Consider the following 18,656-nt stretch of genomic DNA (forward strand, 5'->3'; position numbering starts at 1 on the left):
TATTAAATTATGAAGAATTACAGTATTTGTCAAAGATGCATTATGGATGAAAGTGATCCAAATTTAGTAGTTTATGAAGATGGAGTATGTGAGTATTGTCGTAATTTCGAGAATAATATAAAGCCGAGCTGGGATACCGGTGAAGTCGGTAAGCGTAATCTAATGCGTATAGCTCAAAAAATTAAAAAAGAAGGAGAGGGAAAGGATTTCGATTGTATAATTGGTTTGAGTGGAGGGCTTGACAGTTCTTACACTGCACATGTGGCTAAAGAAGTAATGGGATTGAGACCACTTTTGTTTCATGTTGATGCCGGATGGAATACTGACAGAGCAGTTGGGAATATTGAGAAACTAGTAAATGGGTTAGGACTTGACTTATATACAGAAGTTATAAACTGGGAAGAAATGAAAAGTATGCAGACTGCTTTTCTAAAGTCTCAAATAGCAGATCAAGACTTCCCTCAAGACACAGCTTTCTTTTCAGCGCTCTATAAATTTGCAAGAGCAAACAAAATTAAGTATGTACTCACCGGCGCTAACTATTCTACTGAGTGTTGTAGAGAACCTGAAGAATGGGGTGCATATCCAGGAATAGATAAATTATTAATTAAGGACATCAATGACAAGTTTGGAAATATGAAGTTAAAGTCATTTCCTATTGTTGATATTTTCGTATATAAGCTTGTTTACAAGTATATATTTGGAATGGAAGTTGTTAAACCACTTAACAATTTACCATACAAAAAAAGTGAAGCAGAAGAAACTCTAAATAAATTATACGGTTGGCAAAAGTTTAAGCATAAACACCATGAGTCTCGATTTACACGCTTCTATGAAGATTATTGGATGCCAAGGAAATTTGGATATGAAAAAAGGAGAGCACATTTTTCGAGTTTGATAATGACAGGCCAAATGACTCGAGATGAAGCGCTCGAAAGGATTTCTCGACCTGAAATGGATGAAAAGTTCCTCAAGTCGGAGTTTGAATACGTAGCGCATAAACTAGATCTCAGCGTTGAGGAACTAGAAGTAATTTTTAATGGTAAGAATAAAGTGGCAACTGATTATAAAAATAAACGTTTTATGATTGGCATAGGCGCAAGAATAATGAGCCTACTTGGTTTAGAAAAAAGGTTATTCAGATGATCAAAATTGTAGATTATGGCCTAGGCAATATCACGGCATTTGAAAACGTATTTAGACGGCTGCACATACCGGTGGAGATAGCACAAACCGTTGATGCACTAAAAGGTGCAAGCAAGTTAATTTTGCCTGGTGTAGGTGCATTTGATCATGCGATTAAAAGACTCGAAGATTCTGGAATGAAAGATACGTTAGAGGAATTGGTTTTGGTTGACAGAATTCCAGTGCTGGGAATATGTGTTGGAATGCAAATGTTAGCCGACAGTAGCGAGGAAGGAAATTTAAAAGGGCTAGGTTGGGTCCCTGGTAAAGTCAAAGCATTCGCCAGCTTAGGATTGAGCGAATCTATAGCTGTTCCACATATGGGATGGAATGACGTTTCGCCGATTAATAATAACCCGCTGTTCGCGGGAATGGAAAATGAAGCAGACTTTTACTTTCTTCACTCTTACTATTTTGACTGCAAAAATGACTCCAACTCAATAGCAAGTGCTCATTATGGTGTAGAGTTTTCCTGTGCTGTTTCAAATGAAAATGTCTATGGTGTTCAATTTCATCCAGAAAAAAGTCACCATTGTGGTGTTAAGTTATTAAGTAATTTTGCGGAAATCTAAAAATGTTAAGACCTAGAGTAATACCATGTTTGCTCATCCAAAATAAAGGCCTAGTAAAGACGCAACAGTTTAAAGACCCAAAGTACGTTGGCGATCCGATCAATGCAGTTAAAATTTTTAACGAAAAAGAATCTGATGAGTTGATTGTTCTTGATATTGATGCGTCAAAGAACGCTGTTGAGCCTGACTTTAAGACTATTCGCCGGCTTGCGGCGGAATGTAGGATGCCGCTATGTTACGGCGGTGGGGTAAAAACCGCCGAGCAAGCTAGAAAGATTATTTCACTAGGGGTAGAGAAAGTAGCAATCAGCTCAGCAGCGATTGCAGAGCCTAAATTGATACAAGAAATATCCAATGAAATTGGTGCACAAAGTGTCGTTGTAGTTTTAGATGTAAAGAAAAAGCTATTTAGTAAAAAATATGATGTTTGGACACACAATGGTACCTTCAATACGAAGAAAAACGCGTTAGAGCTAGTTACAGAGTTTGAGCGTTTGGGCGCTGGTGAGATAGTTATTAATTCAATAGATAATGACGGTATGATGACAGGCTATGATTTAGATTTCGCAGAGAAAGTGCGTGATGTTGTAAGTATACCAATTACAATACTTGGAGGCGCAGGAAAAATTGAAGATTTTCAGAGTGCGGTACGACGCCTAGGCGTTGTTGGTGTTTCTGCTGGTAGCTTTTTCGTATTTAAAGGTCCATATCGAGCTGTTTTAATAAGTTATCCTGAGTGGAACGCTAAAAAACATCTATTTAAATCAGATTTAAAATATTAGGAAAGATTTATATGTCGATTTTTAATAATAAAGTTTTGTTAATTACAGGTGGGACTGGTTCATTCGGGAATGCAGTACTAAAAAGGTTTCTTCAAAGTGACTTGTCGGAGATTAGGATATTTAGTCGAGACGAAAAAAAGCAAGAAGACATGCGAATAAAATATAACAGCGATAAGTTGAAGTTCTATATTGGTGATGTGAGAGATTATAGCAGTATTTTAAATGCTACTCGCGGTGTTGACTATATTTTTCATGCTGCAGCGCTTAAACAAGTACCTTCTTGTGAATTCCACCCTATGGAAGCCGTGAAAACGAATATCATAGGCACAGAAAATCTGCTTGAGGCTGCTATACAAAATGAAGTAAGCCGGGTGGTTTGTTTAAGTACTGATAAAGCTGCATATCCTATAAATGCAATGGGAATTTCTAAAGCCATGATGGAAAAAGTCATGGTTGCAAAGTCTCGTCATGCTGATGACAAGAAAACGGTTATTAGTGGTACTCGATATGGGAATGTAATGGCGTCTAGAGGTTCAGTAATTCCGCTATTTTCTAAGCAAATAAAAGAAGGGAGTCCAATTACAGTAACGGATCCCCGCATGACACGCTTTATGATGACACTTGAGGATGCCGTTGATTTAGTATTATACGCATTCGAAAATGCTCGAAATGGTGATATGTTTGTTCAAAAGGCTCCTGCTGCAACTCTCGATGTGTTAATAAAGGCATTATTCTCACTTTATAATGCCGATAGTCATGAAGTTAGAGTTATTGGTACTCGCCATGGTGAAAAACTGTACGAAACGTTATTAAGCCGAGAAGAAATGGCTGCGGCCGAAGATCTTGGGGAGTATTATAGAGTGCCTCCTGATTTAAGAGACTTAAATTACGGTAAATTTGTAGATAAGGGAGAAGGCACAATTTCAGAGGCTGAGGACTATAACTCGCACAATACTACAAGATTAGATGTTGATGGGATGAAAAAACTATTATTAAAACTTGATTTTATAAAAACTGAAGTGAGTAAGCTATGAGCATTCTAGTAACTGGTGCGAATGGATTTATAGGTAAAAATCTAGTTGTAAGGCTTAAGGAGCTCGGTCACAACCCCGTAAGCGTGACTCGCGAAGATAGCGAAAGTGACATGCTTGCTAAAATTGATAATGCCACCCTTGTTTTTCATTTGGCTGGCGTAAATAGACCGAAAGAGGATAGCGATTTTTTTAAAGGAAACGCATTGCTCACCGAGATTATTTGCGAGAGGCTTAGTAGTAGAACAGATAAGGTAAGTATTATATATACTAGTTCAATCCAAGCAGAATTAGACAATCCATATGGAGTTAGTAAAAAACAAGCTGAAAAAAAGCTCCATAGCCTTGCCAACTCAAGTAATATTTCAGTTTATAATTATCGCTTACCTAACGTGTTTGGTAAGTGGTGCAAGCCTAACTACAATTCCGCAGTAGCCACCTTTTGTTATAATATTGCTAACGACAAACCTGTTCAAATTAATGATGCTTCAGCGACTATTAATTTGGTTTACATTGACGATGTCGTCGAGGCGTTTATATCACATATTGATGCTGATAGTGCTGCAAAATTTCACGAATGCGCAGTGACGCAAACGTATCAAGTAACCGTAGGTGAACTACATAGTAAATTGCTAGCTTTTAAGCAGAGCAAAAATAGCTTATGTATTGAAAAAGTTGGGGTCGGCTTCGAGAGGGCTCTCTATTCAACTTTTATAAGTTATTTTAAGCCAGAACAGTTTAATTATCCGTTGGTAAAGCATGAAGATCCTCGTGGTGTATTTGTAGAGATGCTCAAGACAAAAGATTCAGGTCAGTTTTCTTATTTTACAGCTCATCCTGGCGTTGTCAGAGGTGGTCATTATCACCATTCCAAAAATGAAAAATTTTTAGTGATAAAAGGCAAAGCAAAATTTGGATTTAGAAATATAGTTACCGATGACTATTATAGTCTTGAGGTTGATGGTGCTGATCCTCAAGTTGTAGAAACTGTGCCAGGTTGGTCTCATGATATAAAAAATATTGGCGATGACGAAATGATCGTGATGCTCTGGGCAAATGAAGTATTTGACCCTAGCAAACCTGATACGATCAATCATAAGGTTTTATAAATGCAAAAATTAAAAGTAATGACTATTTTGGGGACGCGACCCGAAATTATTAGATTAGCGTCTGTTATGAAGTCGTTAGAGCGATTTACCGAGCATAAGCTTGTTCATACAGGGCAGAATTATGATTATGAACTTAATCAAGTCTTTTTTGATGAGTTAGGAGTAAGGGAGCCTGATTATTTTTTAAATGTTGATACTTCATCTTTAGGTAAGGTCTTAGGAGAGATTATAATTAAGACTGAAGAAGTGATCCTAAAAGAAAAGCCTGATGCTGTACTCGTACTTGGTGACACGAATAGTGCAATTGCAATTATGATGGCAAAGAGAATGAAAATTCCAACCTATCATATGGAAGCAGGAAATCGCAGCTTCGATGCTAATGTGCCTGAAGAAATTAATCGTAAGCTTGTAGATCATCTTGCTGATTTTAATTTAGTTTATACAGAGCACGCTAGGCGACATTTAATTAGCGAAGGATTAAGTCATCGTTTTATATACGTTACTGGCTCTCCTATGCTTGAAGTACTTAATTCGAAAAAGGAAGCGATCGATAAAAGCGATGTGCTAAATAAACTAAACCTTGAGCATAAAAAGTACTTTATAATTAGCGTTCATAGAGAAGAGAATGTCGATAATAAAACCAGTTTGCGTAAGGTAGTTGAATGCTTAAATGCACTTTACGATAAATATGCTTATCCGATTGTTGTTTCTACGCATCCACGGACTAAAAACAGACTTGAACAATTGGATTTTGATTTTGGCGAGCGCGATATTCGATTCTTAAAGCCATTTGGATTTTTTGATTATAATAAATTACAGAAAGAGTCATTTTGTGCTGTTTCTGATAGCGGGACAATCAGCGAAGAGTCTGCAATGTTAAATTTTCCTGCTGTGACTTTACGCAATTCAATAGAAAGGCCTGAAGCCTTAGATGCTGGTTCAATAGTAATATCTGGATTAAATCCCGACGTTTTACTCAATTGTGTTGAGCTTGTTACTCAAGAATCTGCTATTTACGCTAACAGAGAGTTACCGGCTGAGTACACCGTAGAAAATACTTCATTAAGAGTCACTAAATTAATTATGGGGACTGCTAAGTTGACTAATCGTTGGCGCAATCTAGAAGATTTTTCTCGCTACGATTGGCGGTAATTTTAATATGGAAAATTTTTCTAAATGAAAATACTGATAGTTACACAGTGGTTTGATCCTGAACCTGCAATAAAAGGTCTTGTTTTTGCTAAGGAACTAGTGAAGAAAGGACATTCGGTTGAAGTGCTTACAGGATTTCCAAATTATCCGGGTGGTAACGTTTACCAAGGTTATAAAATTAAGCCTTATTTAAAAGAAAAAATTGATGGAGTTGTTATTCACCGAGTCGCACTCTATCCAAGTCATAATAGCTCCGGATTAAAGAGAATGTTAAATTATCTGAGCTTTGCATTATCATCTTGTATCTTGGGATTAATAAAAGTTAAAAGACCTGATGTTATATATTCTTATCATCCCCCCTTAACAACGCTTTTATCCTCTTGGGTACTTAGTAAATTTAAAAAGGCCCCATTAGTTTTAGATGTTCAAGATTTGTGGCCTGATACTCTAAGGTCTACCGGGATGATCAGCAACGAAAAGTTACTTAATTTTGTGGCTAAAATCTGCGATTTTATTTATCGTCGAGCTGATGCTATTGTTGTATTATCTCCAGGTTTTAAAGCTGCAATTGAATCTAGAGGCATTAGTTCCACTAAAATTGAAGTTATTTATAATTGGGCAGACGAAGGCTCGCTTAGAAATCCGGTTCTCGAAAGGAGCGTCGAGTTACCCAGTGGGTTCAATATTGTTTTTGCTGGAAATCTGGGGAATGCGCAAGATCTAAGTAGTCTAGTGTTCGCTGTCAAGGAGGTATCAAAAGACATTGCATTCAATCTAGTTTTTATTGGAGATGGGATTGCAAAGTCGAATGCTGAATGTTTAGCTCAAAGTGAGAATTTACCTAATGTATATTTTTTGCCTAGAGTATCAATGAATGAAGTTGGCAGAGTATTAGCGCAGGCTGATGTTTTATTAGTCCACTTGCGAAAGGATATACTGTTTACTATTACTATTCCTTCAAAAACTCAAGCTTATATGTCGCTTGGAAAGCCGATTATTATGGCTGTTGAAGGAGATGCTGCGGGATTAGTGAGTAAATCTTCTTGTGGAGAAGTTTGTGAGCCTTCAAATGTAAAAGCTATAGCTGCTGCTTATTCGAACTTTGCGAGTAAAGATAAGGAGGAGTTAGAAGTGTTAGGTGATCGTGCGCGTGATTTCTATAACGATAATTTATCTCTTGAAATTGGCGTAAGTAAGTTCATAGATGTATTTAATCGAGTGGTGAGAACATGAAAAGGTATTTTGACTTAGTAACTGCAATTATTGCTTTTATAGGTGCATTGCCAGTATTTATTTGTGTAGCACTACTCATATACTTTATTATCGGTCGTCCAATTTTCTTTCGTCAAGCTAGGCCTGGTTTACATGGAAAAGTTTTCTATTTATTAAAATTCCGTTCTATGAGTGATGAAAGAGACAGTGGTGGTGAGTTATTTCCCGACGAAGTTAGGTTGGGAAAGTTTGGGAAATTTCTACGCTCTTCGAGTTTAGATGAGTTGCCAGGATTGTTAAATGTAATAAATGGTGATATGAGTTTAGTTGGGCCTCGGCCGCTTTTGGTTGAGTATCTTGAGCATTATGATGATGAGCAAGTTAGACGCCATGAAGTTAAGCCAGGAATAACAGGCTGGGCTCAAGTGAATGGTAGAAATAATATATCTTGGGAAGAAAGATTTAAGCTAGATGTTTGGTATGTTGATAACCAATCTTTTGTATTAGATCTAAAAATATTAGCGCTGACTGTATTAAAGGTATTAAAGCGCTCTGACATCAATTCTGCAGATCACGCTACAATGAAAAAATTTAGCGGTACTAAATATGATTAATTTAATTTATGTGGGAGCAGGTGGTTTCTTTTCTGAAATATACGAATATATTAATCACGATATTAATATGGGCTATCTATCTGGAATAGAGGTCATTGGTGTTTTAGATGATCGCGCAGATCTAGTCAACTGCGATCTAAAATTGTTAGGGACGGTAGATGAACATAAAGTAGATCCTAGTTGTCATTATTTAATCACGGTTGGTAACCCTAAATTTAGAGAGATCATATTTGAAAAACTATCGATTAAAGGGGCAAGGTTTTTTACATACATTCATTCCTCCTGTTATATAGCTAAAACAGCAAAAGTAGAAGAAGGAGTAGTTTTATGTCCATTTTCTATAGTAAACTCTAATGCTAAAGTAGGAAGTAACGTAGCTATAAATGTGCATTGTAGTGTCGGACATGATAGTCAAGTTGGAAGAAGTAGCGTTCTTTCGCCATATTGCGCCGTTAACGGAAATTCATCGGTTGGAAATGAAAGTTTCTTAGGAACTAGAGCAAGTATTTTTCCTGGTGTTAATATCGGTAAGAGAACCCAAATAGATGCTCATAGTTACGCGAAATGTGATGTAATTGATAATTCAATAGTCACCGTTAGGGGTGAGTATAAAGTATTTAAAAATAAATTAATTTAACGAGGTGATTTTAATGAGTTTAGTAAGATTAAAAAGTATTTTTATTGATTCTTTAGGAATAGGTGAAGCGGTATTTTCAGAAGAGTTAGAGTATGGGACTATTCCTCAATGGGATTCTGTTGCTCATATGGGACTTGTTGCAGCAATAGAAGATGAGTTCGATATAATGCTCGATACGGATGATATTATTGATATGAGCAGCGTAGCAAAAGTTAAGGAGATTTTGGGTAAGTACGATGTCAAATTTTAAGTATATTGATTTATCAGGAAAGGTCGCATTAGTCACTGGAGCTGCTAGAGGTATTGGCCGTGAAGTTGCCTTGGCATTAGGGAGGGCAGGTGCGACGCTGGTTCTTAACGGCAGAAGTAAAGACTCATTATGTGAAACTAAAGCGGCGCTAGAAGCTGATAATGTCGCTTTTAGTACTGCGATATTTGATGTCACTGACAGCTTTGCTGTAAAAGAGGCATTTCAAAGTATTTATAAGCAATATAAGCGCTTAGATATTTTAGTTAATAATGCAGGAGTTCTCAATGATGCCTTAATCGGAATGGTATCAGAAAGGCAAATTAAAAGTACTTATGAAGTAAATGTTTTTGGACCACTGTATTGCACTCAATATGCTTCAAGGCTAATGGTAAGAAGTGGGGCTGGAAGCATTATTAACCTTGCATCAATAATTGGTACAAATGGGAATGAAGGGCAGAGTGTTTATGGCGGCAGTAAGTCTGCTGTCATTGGAATGACAAAATCTCTAGCCAAAGAACTCGCTAGTAAAAATGTAAGAGTAAATGCCGTTGCACCTGGATTTATAGATACTGATATGGCTCGCTCTATTCCGGAAGATGTATTTCAACAACGAATTGAGTCTGTAAAAATGGGTAGGATCGGAAAACCTGAAGAAATAGCTAAAGTTGTACTTTTTTTAGCTTGCGACCTTTCCAGTTACGTCACAGGTCAAACGATTGGTGTTGATGGTGGGATGTTAATTTAGGGTAATCTGATGACTTGGTTTTGGAACGATTTAAAGAAATTTGGAGATGCTTGTGCGTTTACTTGCCGTAATGGTATAACTTATAAATATTCAGATATTGAGGCTAGAGTTAACAAAATTGTTTCGGAGAGCTTTTCTTTTAAGAACCAATTGGTGATTTTGGAAACAAGTAAATCTATCGACACCGTTTTGTTTTATTTAGCAGCGCTTAGATCTAATAATCCTGTTTTACTTATCGATAACGAGCTAGAACTTGGTTTAAGAGAAAAGCTGATTGATTTATATTGCCCTAGGTTGGTTGTTCGCCAGCTAGAAAATCGAAACTTTCAGCTAATTAAGGGAAGGTCTTGTGACCCATTGCCCGATGAGTTAGCTGTTTTACTCTCTACGTCGGGCTCGACAGGGGATCCTAAGCTAGTAAAATTAAGTAAAAATAATATACAGAGCAATGCTGAATCGATCGTAAATTACCTTCCTATCACAAAGAGTGACAAAGCGATTTCTTTATTGCCTTTTAATTATTCATATGGATTGTCGATTTTAAACTCTCATTTGCTCGTAGGAGCGGCAATGTTTATTACACCGTTGAGTATATTAAGTCGCGGCTTTTGGAATGAGTTTAAAGCAGAAGAGGTAACCTCAATTGCTGGAGTGCCATATATTTATGAAATTCTCGAAAAATTGCGATTTGTTAGAATGGAACTCCCAAGTTTAAAATATATGACACAAGCAGGGGGCAAGCTCAATGAAGATCTAGTCACTAAATTTTCTCGCTGGTGTGACGAAAAAGGGATAACCTTTTATGTGATGTACGGCCAGACGGAAGCTACTGCTCGAATTTCTTATCTAGAGCCAGGTAAGTTGCAGTCTAAGCCGACAAGCATAGGTAAAGCCATACCCGGTGGGCGGCTAGAGCTGTATGATAATTCTGGAGAGTTAATTAGAAAAGCAGAAATAAAAGGTGAGCTCGTTTTTAAGGGGAGTAACGTTATGATTGGCTATGCGAGTTGTATCGACGACTTGTATCTAACTAGCAAGTTAGTATCTTTGAAAACTGGTGACATAGCCTTTTTTGATTCGGATGGAGATTTTTATATTGTCGGTAGAGCCAAACGATTTATTAAAATGTATGGCTTGCGTGTTAACTTAGATGAAGTAGAACAAATTTTAAATTCTGCGGGTTTTTTTTGCGTTTGTGGCGGAAAAGACGATCTACTAGAAATAGCTTGTATTAAACCAACGGTTAAAGACGATGTTAAGCAATTTATTAGCCATAAATTAAAGTTTAATGTTAATAGTATTCATTCGTTTGATGTGAATGAATTTGCCAGAACACCTAATGGGAAAATTGACTACAAGTCGATATTTGGAAAAAGCGATGAATGAGATAGTTATTAAAAATATAGGGTGCCTTCTTGATGAACCTTCTCCCTATAGTTTAAGTAAAAAGGACAAAAATAAATTGTTCGAAGATGGTTTAAAACTTCTTACTGACTATCATTCTTTTAATTGTAAGCAGTATGAAAAACTGACTCGTTTACACAGAGAAAGTGATCTAGTGCAACAATTCGGTCTAACACCTAGCTTGGCTGTAAGATTGTTCAAAGAATACAAACTAAAGTCTATTACAGACGCCAATGTGGTTAAGACTCTCACCTCATCGGGTACAACTGGTCAAAAAGTATCTAAAATATATTTAGATAGAATTACCGCTAATTTACAAACGAAAGTTTTAGTCAATATTATGCAATCTTATCTCGGGCGATCTAGGCTCCCAATGCTCATTATTGATCATCCAGGCGTTGTTAAGGATAGAACATCTTTTTCTGCGCGAGGCGCAGGCATTTTAGGACTTTCCACTTTTGGTCGAAAACATACATATGCGCTAGATGAAAATATGGAAATTAATTTTGAGGCAATAGATTTGTTTCTTAAACAGCATAATCAAGGTCCTATTTTTGTTTTCGGTTTTACATTTATGGTATGGCAATATTTTGTAGAGAAACTCAAGGCGACGAGGAGAAGTGTCAATTTAAACTCGGGCATTTTAATCCACAGTGGTGGCTGGAAGAAATTAGAAGATAAAGCTGTTAGCAATGAAGTGTTTAAAAACACTCTGCTAGAGTACGCTAATGTATCTAGAGTCCACAATTTTTATGGTATGGTTGAGCAAGTTGGTTCCATCTTTGTTGAATGCGAACATGGCGTTTTACATGCACCTAACTTTTCGCAAATACGTATGAGAAGGACTCGAGACTGGAGTGAATGCGAGTTTGGCGAGGAAGGAGTGGTAGAGGTCGACTCATTATTACCTATAAGCTATCCTGGGCATCGTTTACTTACTGAAGATTTAGGTACGGTTATTGGGGAAGACGACTGCAAGTGCGGGCGGCTGGGTAGATACTTTAAAATTAGAGGCCGCGTACCAAAAGCTGAAATAAGAGGGTGTAGTGACACACATAATGACTCAAAGGGGAAACGTTAAATGTCATCAGAAAAGATTAAGATGTTGGCTCCAAGCTCATTTAACTTTGCAGATTTTGAACGAGAGATGGGCGACAAATTGTCAGAGCCTTTTAATGATGTTGTTGTTAACTTCATCAACAGTTTTTCTAGAATGTTACTAACTGATGTAAAGATTAAACCTTATCCTGATCTTGTTTCGTTGGGTTTTTGGATGAGAAAGTCACATATTAGAAAAATTCAAAGTGACTTTGAAAGTAAGGCATGTGACGGTATTAAGGTTCCAAGAGGTGTAGTTTTCCATATCGCACCTTCAAACGTGGACACGATTTTTGTATACTCATTATTTCTCTCTTTGATGCTAGGGAATAAAAATATTGTACGCATATCACAAAACTATTCTGAACGCCAAAAAATACTACTTAGTATATTTAATGAGCTTCTAGGTAATGAATTTCTAGAGCTAAAAAAACAAATTGCTATTTTAACTTATTCACATGATAGAGAAATTACGGATAAACTTTCAAGTTTGTCTGATGTGCGTATGATTTGGGGGGGAGATAATACTATAAGTGAAATATCTCGTTCTTTGTCAAAGCCAACGTGTATAGACCTAAAGTTTGCAAATAAATACTCCTACGCCATAATTGACGCTGGCAGTTTAAGCGAGGCTACAGGCACAGAGCTGGAAAAATTGGCGAGTGATTTTGTTAATGATGCGTTTTTGTTTGGTCAGCAAGCTTGCTCATCACCGCGAACTGTCTTTTGGCTAAATCACGAGAAAAACAAATATTCAATTGATTTATTTTGGCGAGCTGTTGAGAAATCCCTTTTGATTTTTGAGCACGGTATTGAAGCAGGTGATATCATTAACAAATACGTCACAATTCAAGAAGCCGCAATAGATTCAAAAATATCATACAGTAAAGCAAGCTCAAACTTGGTTAGCAGAGTTACTTTAGACTTGAACAAACATAGTTTAAATGTAAAGCATTGCGGTTCTGGACTGTTTTTTGAAATAGCGATAAAAGACATAAAAGACGCACTTTCTACTTTTGGTCGAAGTGATCAGACCTTAAGTTATTTTGGAATAGATAAAAAGCTTTTAAGTAAGCTTGTTTTATCAGAAATTCCTGGGATAGATAGAATTGTACCTATAGGTAAAGCACTTGAGTTTTCAAGTGTTTGGGATGGGTATGATTTACCTCAAATATTAACAAGAAACATAGATGTACGGTAGAAATTCAAATGTTAAACACTAAATTCGCGTCATGGCCGAGTTATACAGTTGAAGAAGCTGAAGCAATAAAACAAGTTCTATTAAGTAACAAAGTGAACTATTGGACTGGAGATGAGTGTCGAAAATTTGAAAAGGAATTTGCGACTTTCGCTACTTCTAATTATGCCATTGCGCTAGCTAATGGCACTTTGGCACTTGATCTAGCGTTGAAAGCGCTCAACATTTCTTTTGGCGATGAAGTTATTGTAACACCAAGGACCTTTTTAGCTTCAGTCTCATGCGTAGTAAATGCCGGTGCCACGCCAGTCTTTGCTGATATCGATTTAAATAGTCAAAATATTGAAGCTAGTACTATAAAAGGTGTGATTACAGACAAGACAAAGGCTGTAATTGTTGTTCATTTAGCTGGAATGCCTGCTGATATGGACCCTATAATGGAATTATCTAAAAAACATAAGTTTTATGTTATAGAAGACTGCGCTCAGGCGCATGGTGCGACTTATAAAGGGAAAAGTGTTGGCTCTATCGGGCATATAGGTGCATGGTCTTTTTGTCAAGACAAGATTATGAGCACAGGTGGAGAAGGCGGCATGGTTACCACAAACGATAAAGAACTATGGTCAAAAATGTGGTCGTTTAAAGATCATGGTAAAAGTTTTGATGCTGTCTATAATAGAGAGCATCCACCAGGCTTTCGCTGGCTTCATGAAAGTTTTGGAACAAATTGGCGAATGACTGAAATGCAAGCGGCAATAGGAAGAATTCAGCTCAAAAAGATGCCTGAATGGAAGCGTAAAAGAACAGAGAATGCTAAAAAACTAGATAATTGCTTATCTGATTTTGATTTTATTAGAAGGGTTATTGTTCCCAAAGAAGTAGAGCACGCAGAGTATAAGCACTATTTTTTCGTTGAACAGAGCAAACTAAATTCTGGGTGGACAAGAGATAGAATTGTTGAAGAAGTTAACGCAAAAGGTGTACCCTGCTTTCAAGGAAGCTGCTCGGAAGTCTATTTAGAGAAAGCGTTTGATAACACCTGTTTTCGTCCTAAAACCCGTTTACCAAATGCGCGCGAACTTGGAGATACTAGTATAATGATGCTCGTACACCCTACACTTAGCGAGTTAGAAATTCAAAAAAGCTGTAATGTTTTGGCTGAAGTATTAAGTAGTGCACAAAGATAGTTTGTCACTTGATATAGTAAAAGGAAAATACATTGAAAACTATTATTGAATCTGTTTTGAATGCACCTCGTTCAGTGAAAAGGGGCGTCGCTTTAACGTATGACTCATTTTCAATTTTAGTTTCAATTATTTTCGCCGTAAACTTGGATAATTCAGATATATTGGTAATAAATAGTTCAAGTTTAAGTCTATTGTTTATCGTTGGGGTTATTTCAACACTTACATTTATAAAATTAGGTTTTTATAGAGCTATTCTGCGATACATAGGAATTAAAACAATTTTTATATTGTTAGCGGGAGTTAGTTTAAGCACTCTTTGTTTCTTAATTACGTTTAAAGGAATATATAGACAACTTGATATCACTCATGTTTTTTTGTACTGGAGCTTTCTTACAATTCTAATTGGTGGGTCGAGGTTGCTACTGAAAGGATATATTGAAAGCCGAGACATCAGGTCAGTGAATGTCGCAATATATGGTGCTGGAGCCGCAGGGCGACAGTTAGCTTCGGCCTTGGAGCAAGGTGATTACTATAAACCTGTTATTTTTATAGACGACGATAAGAATCTTCATCATTCAAAAATAAATGGACTAGAGGTTGTTTCATTCAAAGAGTTTTCTACATTAATCCACCATAAAAACATATCAAGAGTTCTATTAGCGTTACCCTCGACTACTCATAAACGAAAGAGTGAAATATTAACACTACTTGAGCCTTTACCATTAAAAGTTAAAACAATTGCTGGTGTTGAAGATATAGTTAATGGAAATGTGAATATTGAGGAAATCAAAGAAATTGAGATCGAAGACCTTTTGGGTAGGGATTCAGTAGAACCAAATAAAGAGCTACTACAATCTTGTATTGTTGGAAAAGTTGTAATGGTTACAGGGGCGGGAGGTTCTATTGGTGCTGAACTATGTCGTCAAATTGTAGTGATAAAGCCTAAAGTTTTAGTATTGTATGAACTGTCTGAGTTTGCATTGTACTCGATAGACAAAGAATTGAATAAACTACTTAAGAAGAAAAAAAACAAACCGAAAATAATTTCATTGCTTGGTTCAGTGCAACATCGGAATAGATTATTACGAGCTATGTCACAGTATAATGTTCAAACGGTATATCATGCAGCGGCCTATAAGCACGTTCCAATTGTTGAGCATAATATAGTAGAAGGAATCCGTAACAATGTTTTTGGTACTTGGTATGCCGCAGAAGCAGCTGTTCAAGCTGGTGTCGAGCGGTTTGTTCTAATTTCTACCGATAAAGCTGTACGGCCTACCAATGTGATGGGGGCGTCTAAGAGGCTGGCAGAGCTTGTTTTGCAAGCAGTGAATAGCCGTAAAGAAAAAACGCTTTTTACCATGGTTCGTTTTGGTAATGTGTTGGGCTCTTCTGGTTCTGTAGTGCCTTTGTTTCGAGAGCAAATCAAAAATGGTGGACCTGTTACTGTAACCCATAAGGATATTATTCGATATTTTATGACCATTCCAGAAGCTGCTCAATTAGTTCTGCAGGCGGGGGCTTTAGGCAAAGGCGGAGATGTTTTTGTCCTTGACATGGGCGATCAAGTTAAAATATCTGAACTTGCTGAGCGAATGGTGCATTTGATGGGGTTAAGTGTAAAAAGTAAATCTAATCCTCATGGTGATATCGAGATACAGTTCTCAGGCCTGAGACCTGGTGAGAAGCTATATGAAGAGCTTCTAGTAGGCGAAAATGTTGAGGGGACGGAGCACCCTAAAATTATGTCGGCGAATGAAATTTCGCTACCTTGGAACGAAATGCAAAAAGCACTGTTATTATTAAATGAATTATGTGAAGAAATGGACTGCGAGGGAATAGTTCAGATGCTTTTGAAGCTCCCTACAGGCTACAATCCGCAACATGCTGTGTGTGACTTGTTATGGCATGAAGATAAAGATAAAAATAATGTGGTTAGGTTTAAAACGTTAACTTAGTTACATTGTTTATAGGAAAGTTAAATTTAGAGCTTATTAGGGTTAATTGAATGGATAGAAAAATTTCTGTTGTTGGTTTAGGCTATGTAGGCTTGCCTGTTGCAGTGGCATTCGGCAAGTCTCACCAAGTGATAGGCTTTGATTTAAGCGAGCAGCGTATTAGCGAGCTTAAGCAAGGGCATGATAGAACATTGGAAGTTGAAGCCAGCGACTTAGCCGAAGCCGATGTGATTTACAGCTGCGATCCTGCGGATTTAAAACAAGCAGATTTTCATATTGTGGCTGTGCCAACGCCTATTAATCACGCAAACCAGCCAGACTTACGACCAATGTTATCGGCCTCTAAAACGATTGGGGCGCAATTAAAACGGGGTGACATAGTGGTATTTGAGTCAACTGTTTACCCTGGAGCGACCGAAGAAGATTGTGTGCCTATTTTAGAAGCAGAGTCGGGGTTAGTCTGTGGCAAAGACTTTACTGTGGGCTATTCGCCAGAGCGCATTAACCCAGGTGATAAAGAGCATACCTTTACTAAAATCTTAAAAGTTGTGGCGGGGCAAGATCAAGCAACATTAGATATTGTTGCTGAAGTTTACTCTAGTGTAGTGACTGCAGGGGTATACAAAGCGGCCAATATTAAAGTGGCAGAAGCGGCTAAGGTAATTGAGAACACTCAACGAGACTTAAATATCGCCTTAATGAACGAATTAGCGGTTATTTTTGAGCGCATGGGCATTGATACACTCGATGTGCTTGAAGCTGCCGGAACTAAGTGGAATTTCTTACCTTTTCGACCGGGTCTTGTAGGAGGCCACTGTATTGGGGTTGATCCTTACTACTTAACCTATAAAGCAGAACAAGTTGGTTATCGCCCAGAAGTGATTCAAGCGGGCCGTCGTATTAATGATAATATGGCAAAACTTATTGTTGAGCGCTGCGTTAAGCAACTGATTTTACAAGATAAAAAAGTTAAAGGCGCTAAGGTCGCTATTTTAGGGCTTACTTTTAAAGAAGACTGCCCAGACTTAAGAAACTCCAAAATTGCGGACTTAATAACTCAGTTTAAAGGGTATGGGGTTCAGCCAATTGTCCATGATCCTATGGCCGATAAGGCAGAGGCTGTTAAATACTACAATGTTGAGTTAAGTGAGCTGAGTGAAGTCAACGATTGTGACCTGGTGATAGCTGCCGTAGCGCATAAAGAATACAAACAACTTAAAAGCGATGACTTTGCCAAGATGCTGGCAAAGGGCGGTGGTTTATTCGACTTAAAAGGCATTTTGCCGCGCAAAGAGCTCGCCGAGCTTGGTGTAGATGTTTGGCGTATATAAGTTTAACTAAGCTAACGTTATTATTCGTATTGCTTTGCAATGAATATAATGGAGCAAACAATTGAATATCTTAGTTACTGGTGCCGCTGGATTTATTGGTTCTCACGTTACGCAATATCTTTTAAAGCGCGGCGATAGCGTGGTTGGCATTGATAATATTAATGACTATTACGATCCCAATATTAAATTAGCACGACTAGAAAAGCTGGAGAAGTTTGACGGATTTTCCTTTGTTAAAATGGATGTTGCAGATAAAGCAGCTATGGAGGCGCTTTTTAAGGATAATAAATTTGATGCCGTCGTGCATTTAGCAGCGCAGGCTGGCGTGCGTTATTCGCTAGAAAATCCGCATGTGTATATGGAAAGCAATATTGTTGGCTTTTTAAATATTTTAGAAGGCGTGCGCCATAATAAGATCAATCATTTGGTTTATGCTTCTTCTAGTTCTGTGTATGGCGCGAATACTTTACAACCTTTTTCTGAACACCATAATATCGACCATCCAGTCTCACTCTACGCGGCGAGTAAGAAAGCTAATGAGCTAATGGCGCATAGTTATAGCCACTTGTATGGTATGAAAACGACGGGACTGCGATTTTTTACCGTGTATGGCCCATGGGGACGCCCTGACATGGCTTTGTTCTTGTTTACTAAGGGAATATTAGACGGTACAACTATCGATATTTTTAATAACGGTGACATGATCCGTGACTTTACTTATATTGACGATATTGTTGAAGGCATAGTTAGGGTCATGGATAACCCGCCAAGTGGTAATCCTGAGTGGAGCGGTGACAAGCCCGATCCAGCCACTAGTTATGCTAATTATAGAGTCTTTAATATTGGAAATAATGCGCCGGTTAAGTTAATGGATTTTGTAGAAGCGATTGAAAACGCTGTTGGCAAGAAAGCGAAAAAGAACTTTATGCCTCTACAAGCGGGTGATGTGCCATCTACTTGCGCCGATGTCTCTGAGTTGGAAAGCGCAGTGGGTTTTAAGCCAAATACACCAATTCAAACGGGGATCAACCGGTTTGTTGAATGGTACCGCGAATATTTTAAGCAATAAAAAACTGTTTGTTTGCTGCTAAAGCGCCTGAATAGTTGGAAAGCCAACGCTTTTAGATTATTCTTATAGCTAATGAGCACAATGAAAGCCTCAAACTGCTCTGCATTTGGGGCTTTTTTATA

18 protein-coding genes are annotated in these 18,656 nt (G+C 37.6%); all 18 read left to right on the forward strand.

Features of this window, described 5'->3' with window-relative positions; translation table 11 throughout:
- The first annotated feature begins 9 nt into the window (after positions 1–9).
- The 18 genes from ACUR5C_RS06670 (at position 10) to ACUR5C_RS06755 (ending at position 18,534) form a co-directional block, all read left to right on the forward strand.
- Positions 10–1,146: an N-acetyl sugar amidotransferase gene (locus ACUR5C_RS06670; protein ID WP_454467577.1), complete on the forward strand. Its 1,137-nt coding sequence runs from the start codon at positions 10–12 to the stop codon at positions 1,144–1,146.
- The gene (gene hisH, locus ACUR5C_RS06675; RefSeq protein ID WP_454467578.1) at positions 1,143–1,757 is read left to right on the forward strand and encodes an imidazole glycerol phosphate synthase subunit HisH; all 615 of its coding nucleotides are present in this window, start codon (positions 1,143–1,145) and stop codon (positions 1,755–1,757) included. Before ACUR5C_RS06670 ends, hisH begins: the two co-directional genes overlap by 4 nt.
- A 2-nt stretch (positions 1,758–1,759) precedes the next feature.
- A complete protein-coding gene (locus ACUR5C_RS06680; protein ID WP_454467579.1) occupies positions 1,760–2,539 on the forward strand; it encodes an AglZ/HisF2 family acetamidino modification protein in 780 nt (259 codons plus the stop codon).
- An 11-nt stretch (positions 2,540–2,550) separates the two neighbouring features.
- Complete coding sequence (locus ACUR5C_RS06685; protein WP_454467580.1) at positions 2,551–3,573, forward strand: polysaccharide biosynthesis protein; 1,023 nt, start codon at positions 2,551–2,553, stop codon at positions 3,571–3,573.
- The gene (gene wbjC / locus ACUR5C_RS06690) at positions 3,570–4,679 is read left to right on the forward strand and encodes a UDP-2-acetamido-2,6-beta-L-arabino-hexul-4-ose reductase (protein WP_454467581.1); all 1,110 of its coding nucleotides are present in this window, start codon (positions 3,570–3,572) and stop codon (positions 4,677–4,679) included. Before ACUR5C_RS06685 ends, wbjC begins: the two co-directional genes overlap by 4 nt.
- Positions 4,680–5,831 (forward strand): non-hydrolyzing UDP-N-acetylglucosamine 2-epimerase, encoded by a 1,152-nt coding sequence (gene wecB, locus ACUR5C_RS06695; RefSeq protein WP_454467582.1) that lies wholly within the window; start codon positions 4,680–4,682, stop codon positions 5,829–5,831.
- 24 nt (positions 5,832–5,855) lie between these two features.
- Positions 5,856–7,064, forward strand: a complete 1,209-nt coding sequence (locus ACUR5C_RS06700; RefSeq protein WP_454467583.1) for a glycosyltransferase family 4 protein — start codon at positions 5,856–5,858, stop codon at positions 7,062–7,064.
- Positions 7,061–7,657: a sugar transferase gene (locus tag ACUR5C_RS06705; RefSeq protein WP_454467584.1), complete on the forward strand. Its 597-nt coding sequence runs from the start codon at positions 7,061–7,063 to the stop codon at positions 7,655–7,657. The genes ACUR5C_RS06700 and ACUR5C_RS06705 overlap by 4 nt, the downstream gene beginning before the upstream one ends.
- Positions 7,650–8,294, forward strand: a complete 645-nt coding sequence (locus tag ACUR5C_RS06710) for an acetyltransferase (protein ID WP_454467585.1) — start codon at positions 7,650–7,652, stop codon at positions 8,292–8,294. Before ACUR5C_RS06705 ends, ACUR5C_RS06710 begins: the two co-directional genes overlap by 8 nt.
- A 13-nt stretch (positions 8,295–8,307) precedes the next feature.
- A complete protein-coding gene (locus ACUR5C_RS06715) occupies positions 8,308–8,544 on the forward strand; it encodes an acyl carrier protein (RefSeq protein ID WP_454467586.1) in 237 nt (78 codons plus the stop codon).
- On the forward strand, positions 8,531–9,289 hold the full coding sequence (locus tag ACUR5C_RS06720) for an SDR family NAD(P)-dependent oxidoreductase (protein WP_454467587.1): 759 nt from the start codon (positions 8,531–8,533) through the stop codon (positions 9,287–9,289). The genes ACUR5C_RS06715 and ACUR5C_RS06720 overlap by 14 nt, the downstream gene beginning before the upstream one ends.
- Positions 9,290–9,298: 9 nt before the next feature.
- On the forward strand, positions 9,299–10,675 hold the full coding sequence (locus ACUR5C_RS06725; protein ID WP_454467588.1) for an AMP-binding protein: 1,377 nt from the start codon (positions 9,299–9,301) through the stop codon (positions 10,673–10,675).
- Complete coding sequence (locus ACUR5C_RS06730; RefSeq protein ID WP_454467589.1) at positions 10,668–11,774, forward strand: LuxE/PaaK family acyltransferase; 1,107 nt, start codon at positions 10,668–10,670, stop codon at positions 11,772–11,774. Before ACUR5C_RS06725 ends, ACUR5C_RS06730 begins: the two co-directional genes overlap by 8 nt.
- Complete coding sequence (locus ACUR5C_RS06735; protein ID WP_454467590.1) at positions 11,775–12,992, forward strand: acyl-CoA reductase; 1,218 nt, start codon at positions 11,775–11,777, stop codon at positions 12,990–12,992.
- Between the two features lie 8 nt (positions 12,993–13,000).
- Positions 13,001–14,176: a DegT/DnrJ/EryC1/StrS family aminotransferase gene (locus ACUR5C_RS06740; RefSeq protein WP_454467591.1), complete on the forward strand. Its 1,176-nt coding sequence runs from the start codon at positions 13,001–13,003 to the stop codon at positions 14,174–14,176.
- Between the two features lie 32 nt (positions 14,177–14,208).
- A complete protein-coding gene (locus ACUR5C_RS06745) occupies positions 14,209–16,134 on the forward strand; it encodes a polysaccharide biosynthesis protein (protein WP_454467592.1) in 1,926 nt (641 codons plus the stop codon).
- Between the two features lie 50 nt (positions 16,135–16,184).
- Entirely contained in the window at positions 16,185–17,465 is a 1,281-nt protein-coding gene (locus ACUR5C_RS06750; protein ID WP_454467593.1) for a nucleotide sugar dehydrogenase, read from the forward strand.
- 61 nt (positions 17,466–17,526) lie between these two features.
- Positions 17,527–18,534, forward strand: a complete 1,008-nt coding sequence (locus ACUR5C_RS06755) for an NAD-dependent epimerase (protein WP_454467594.1) — start codon at positions 17,527–17,529, stop codon at positions 18,532–18,534.
- Positions 18,535–18,656: the final 122 nt, after the last annotated feature.

Source organism: Aliikangiella aequoris, assembly GCF_053709105.1.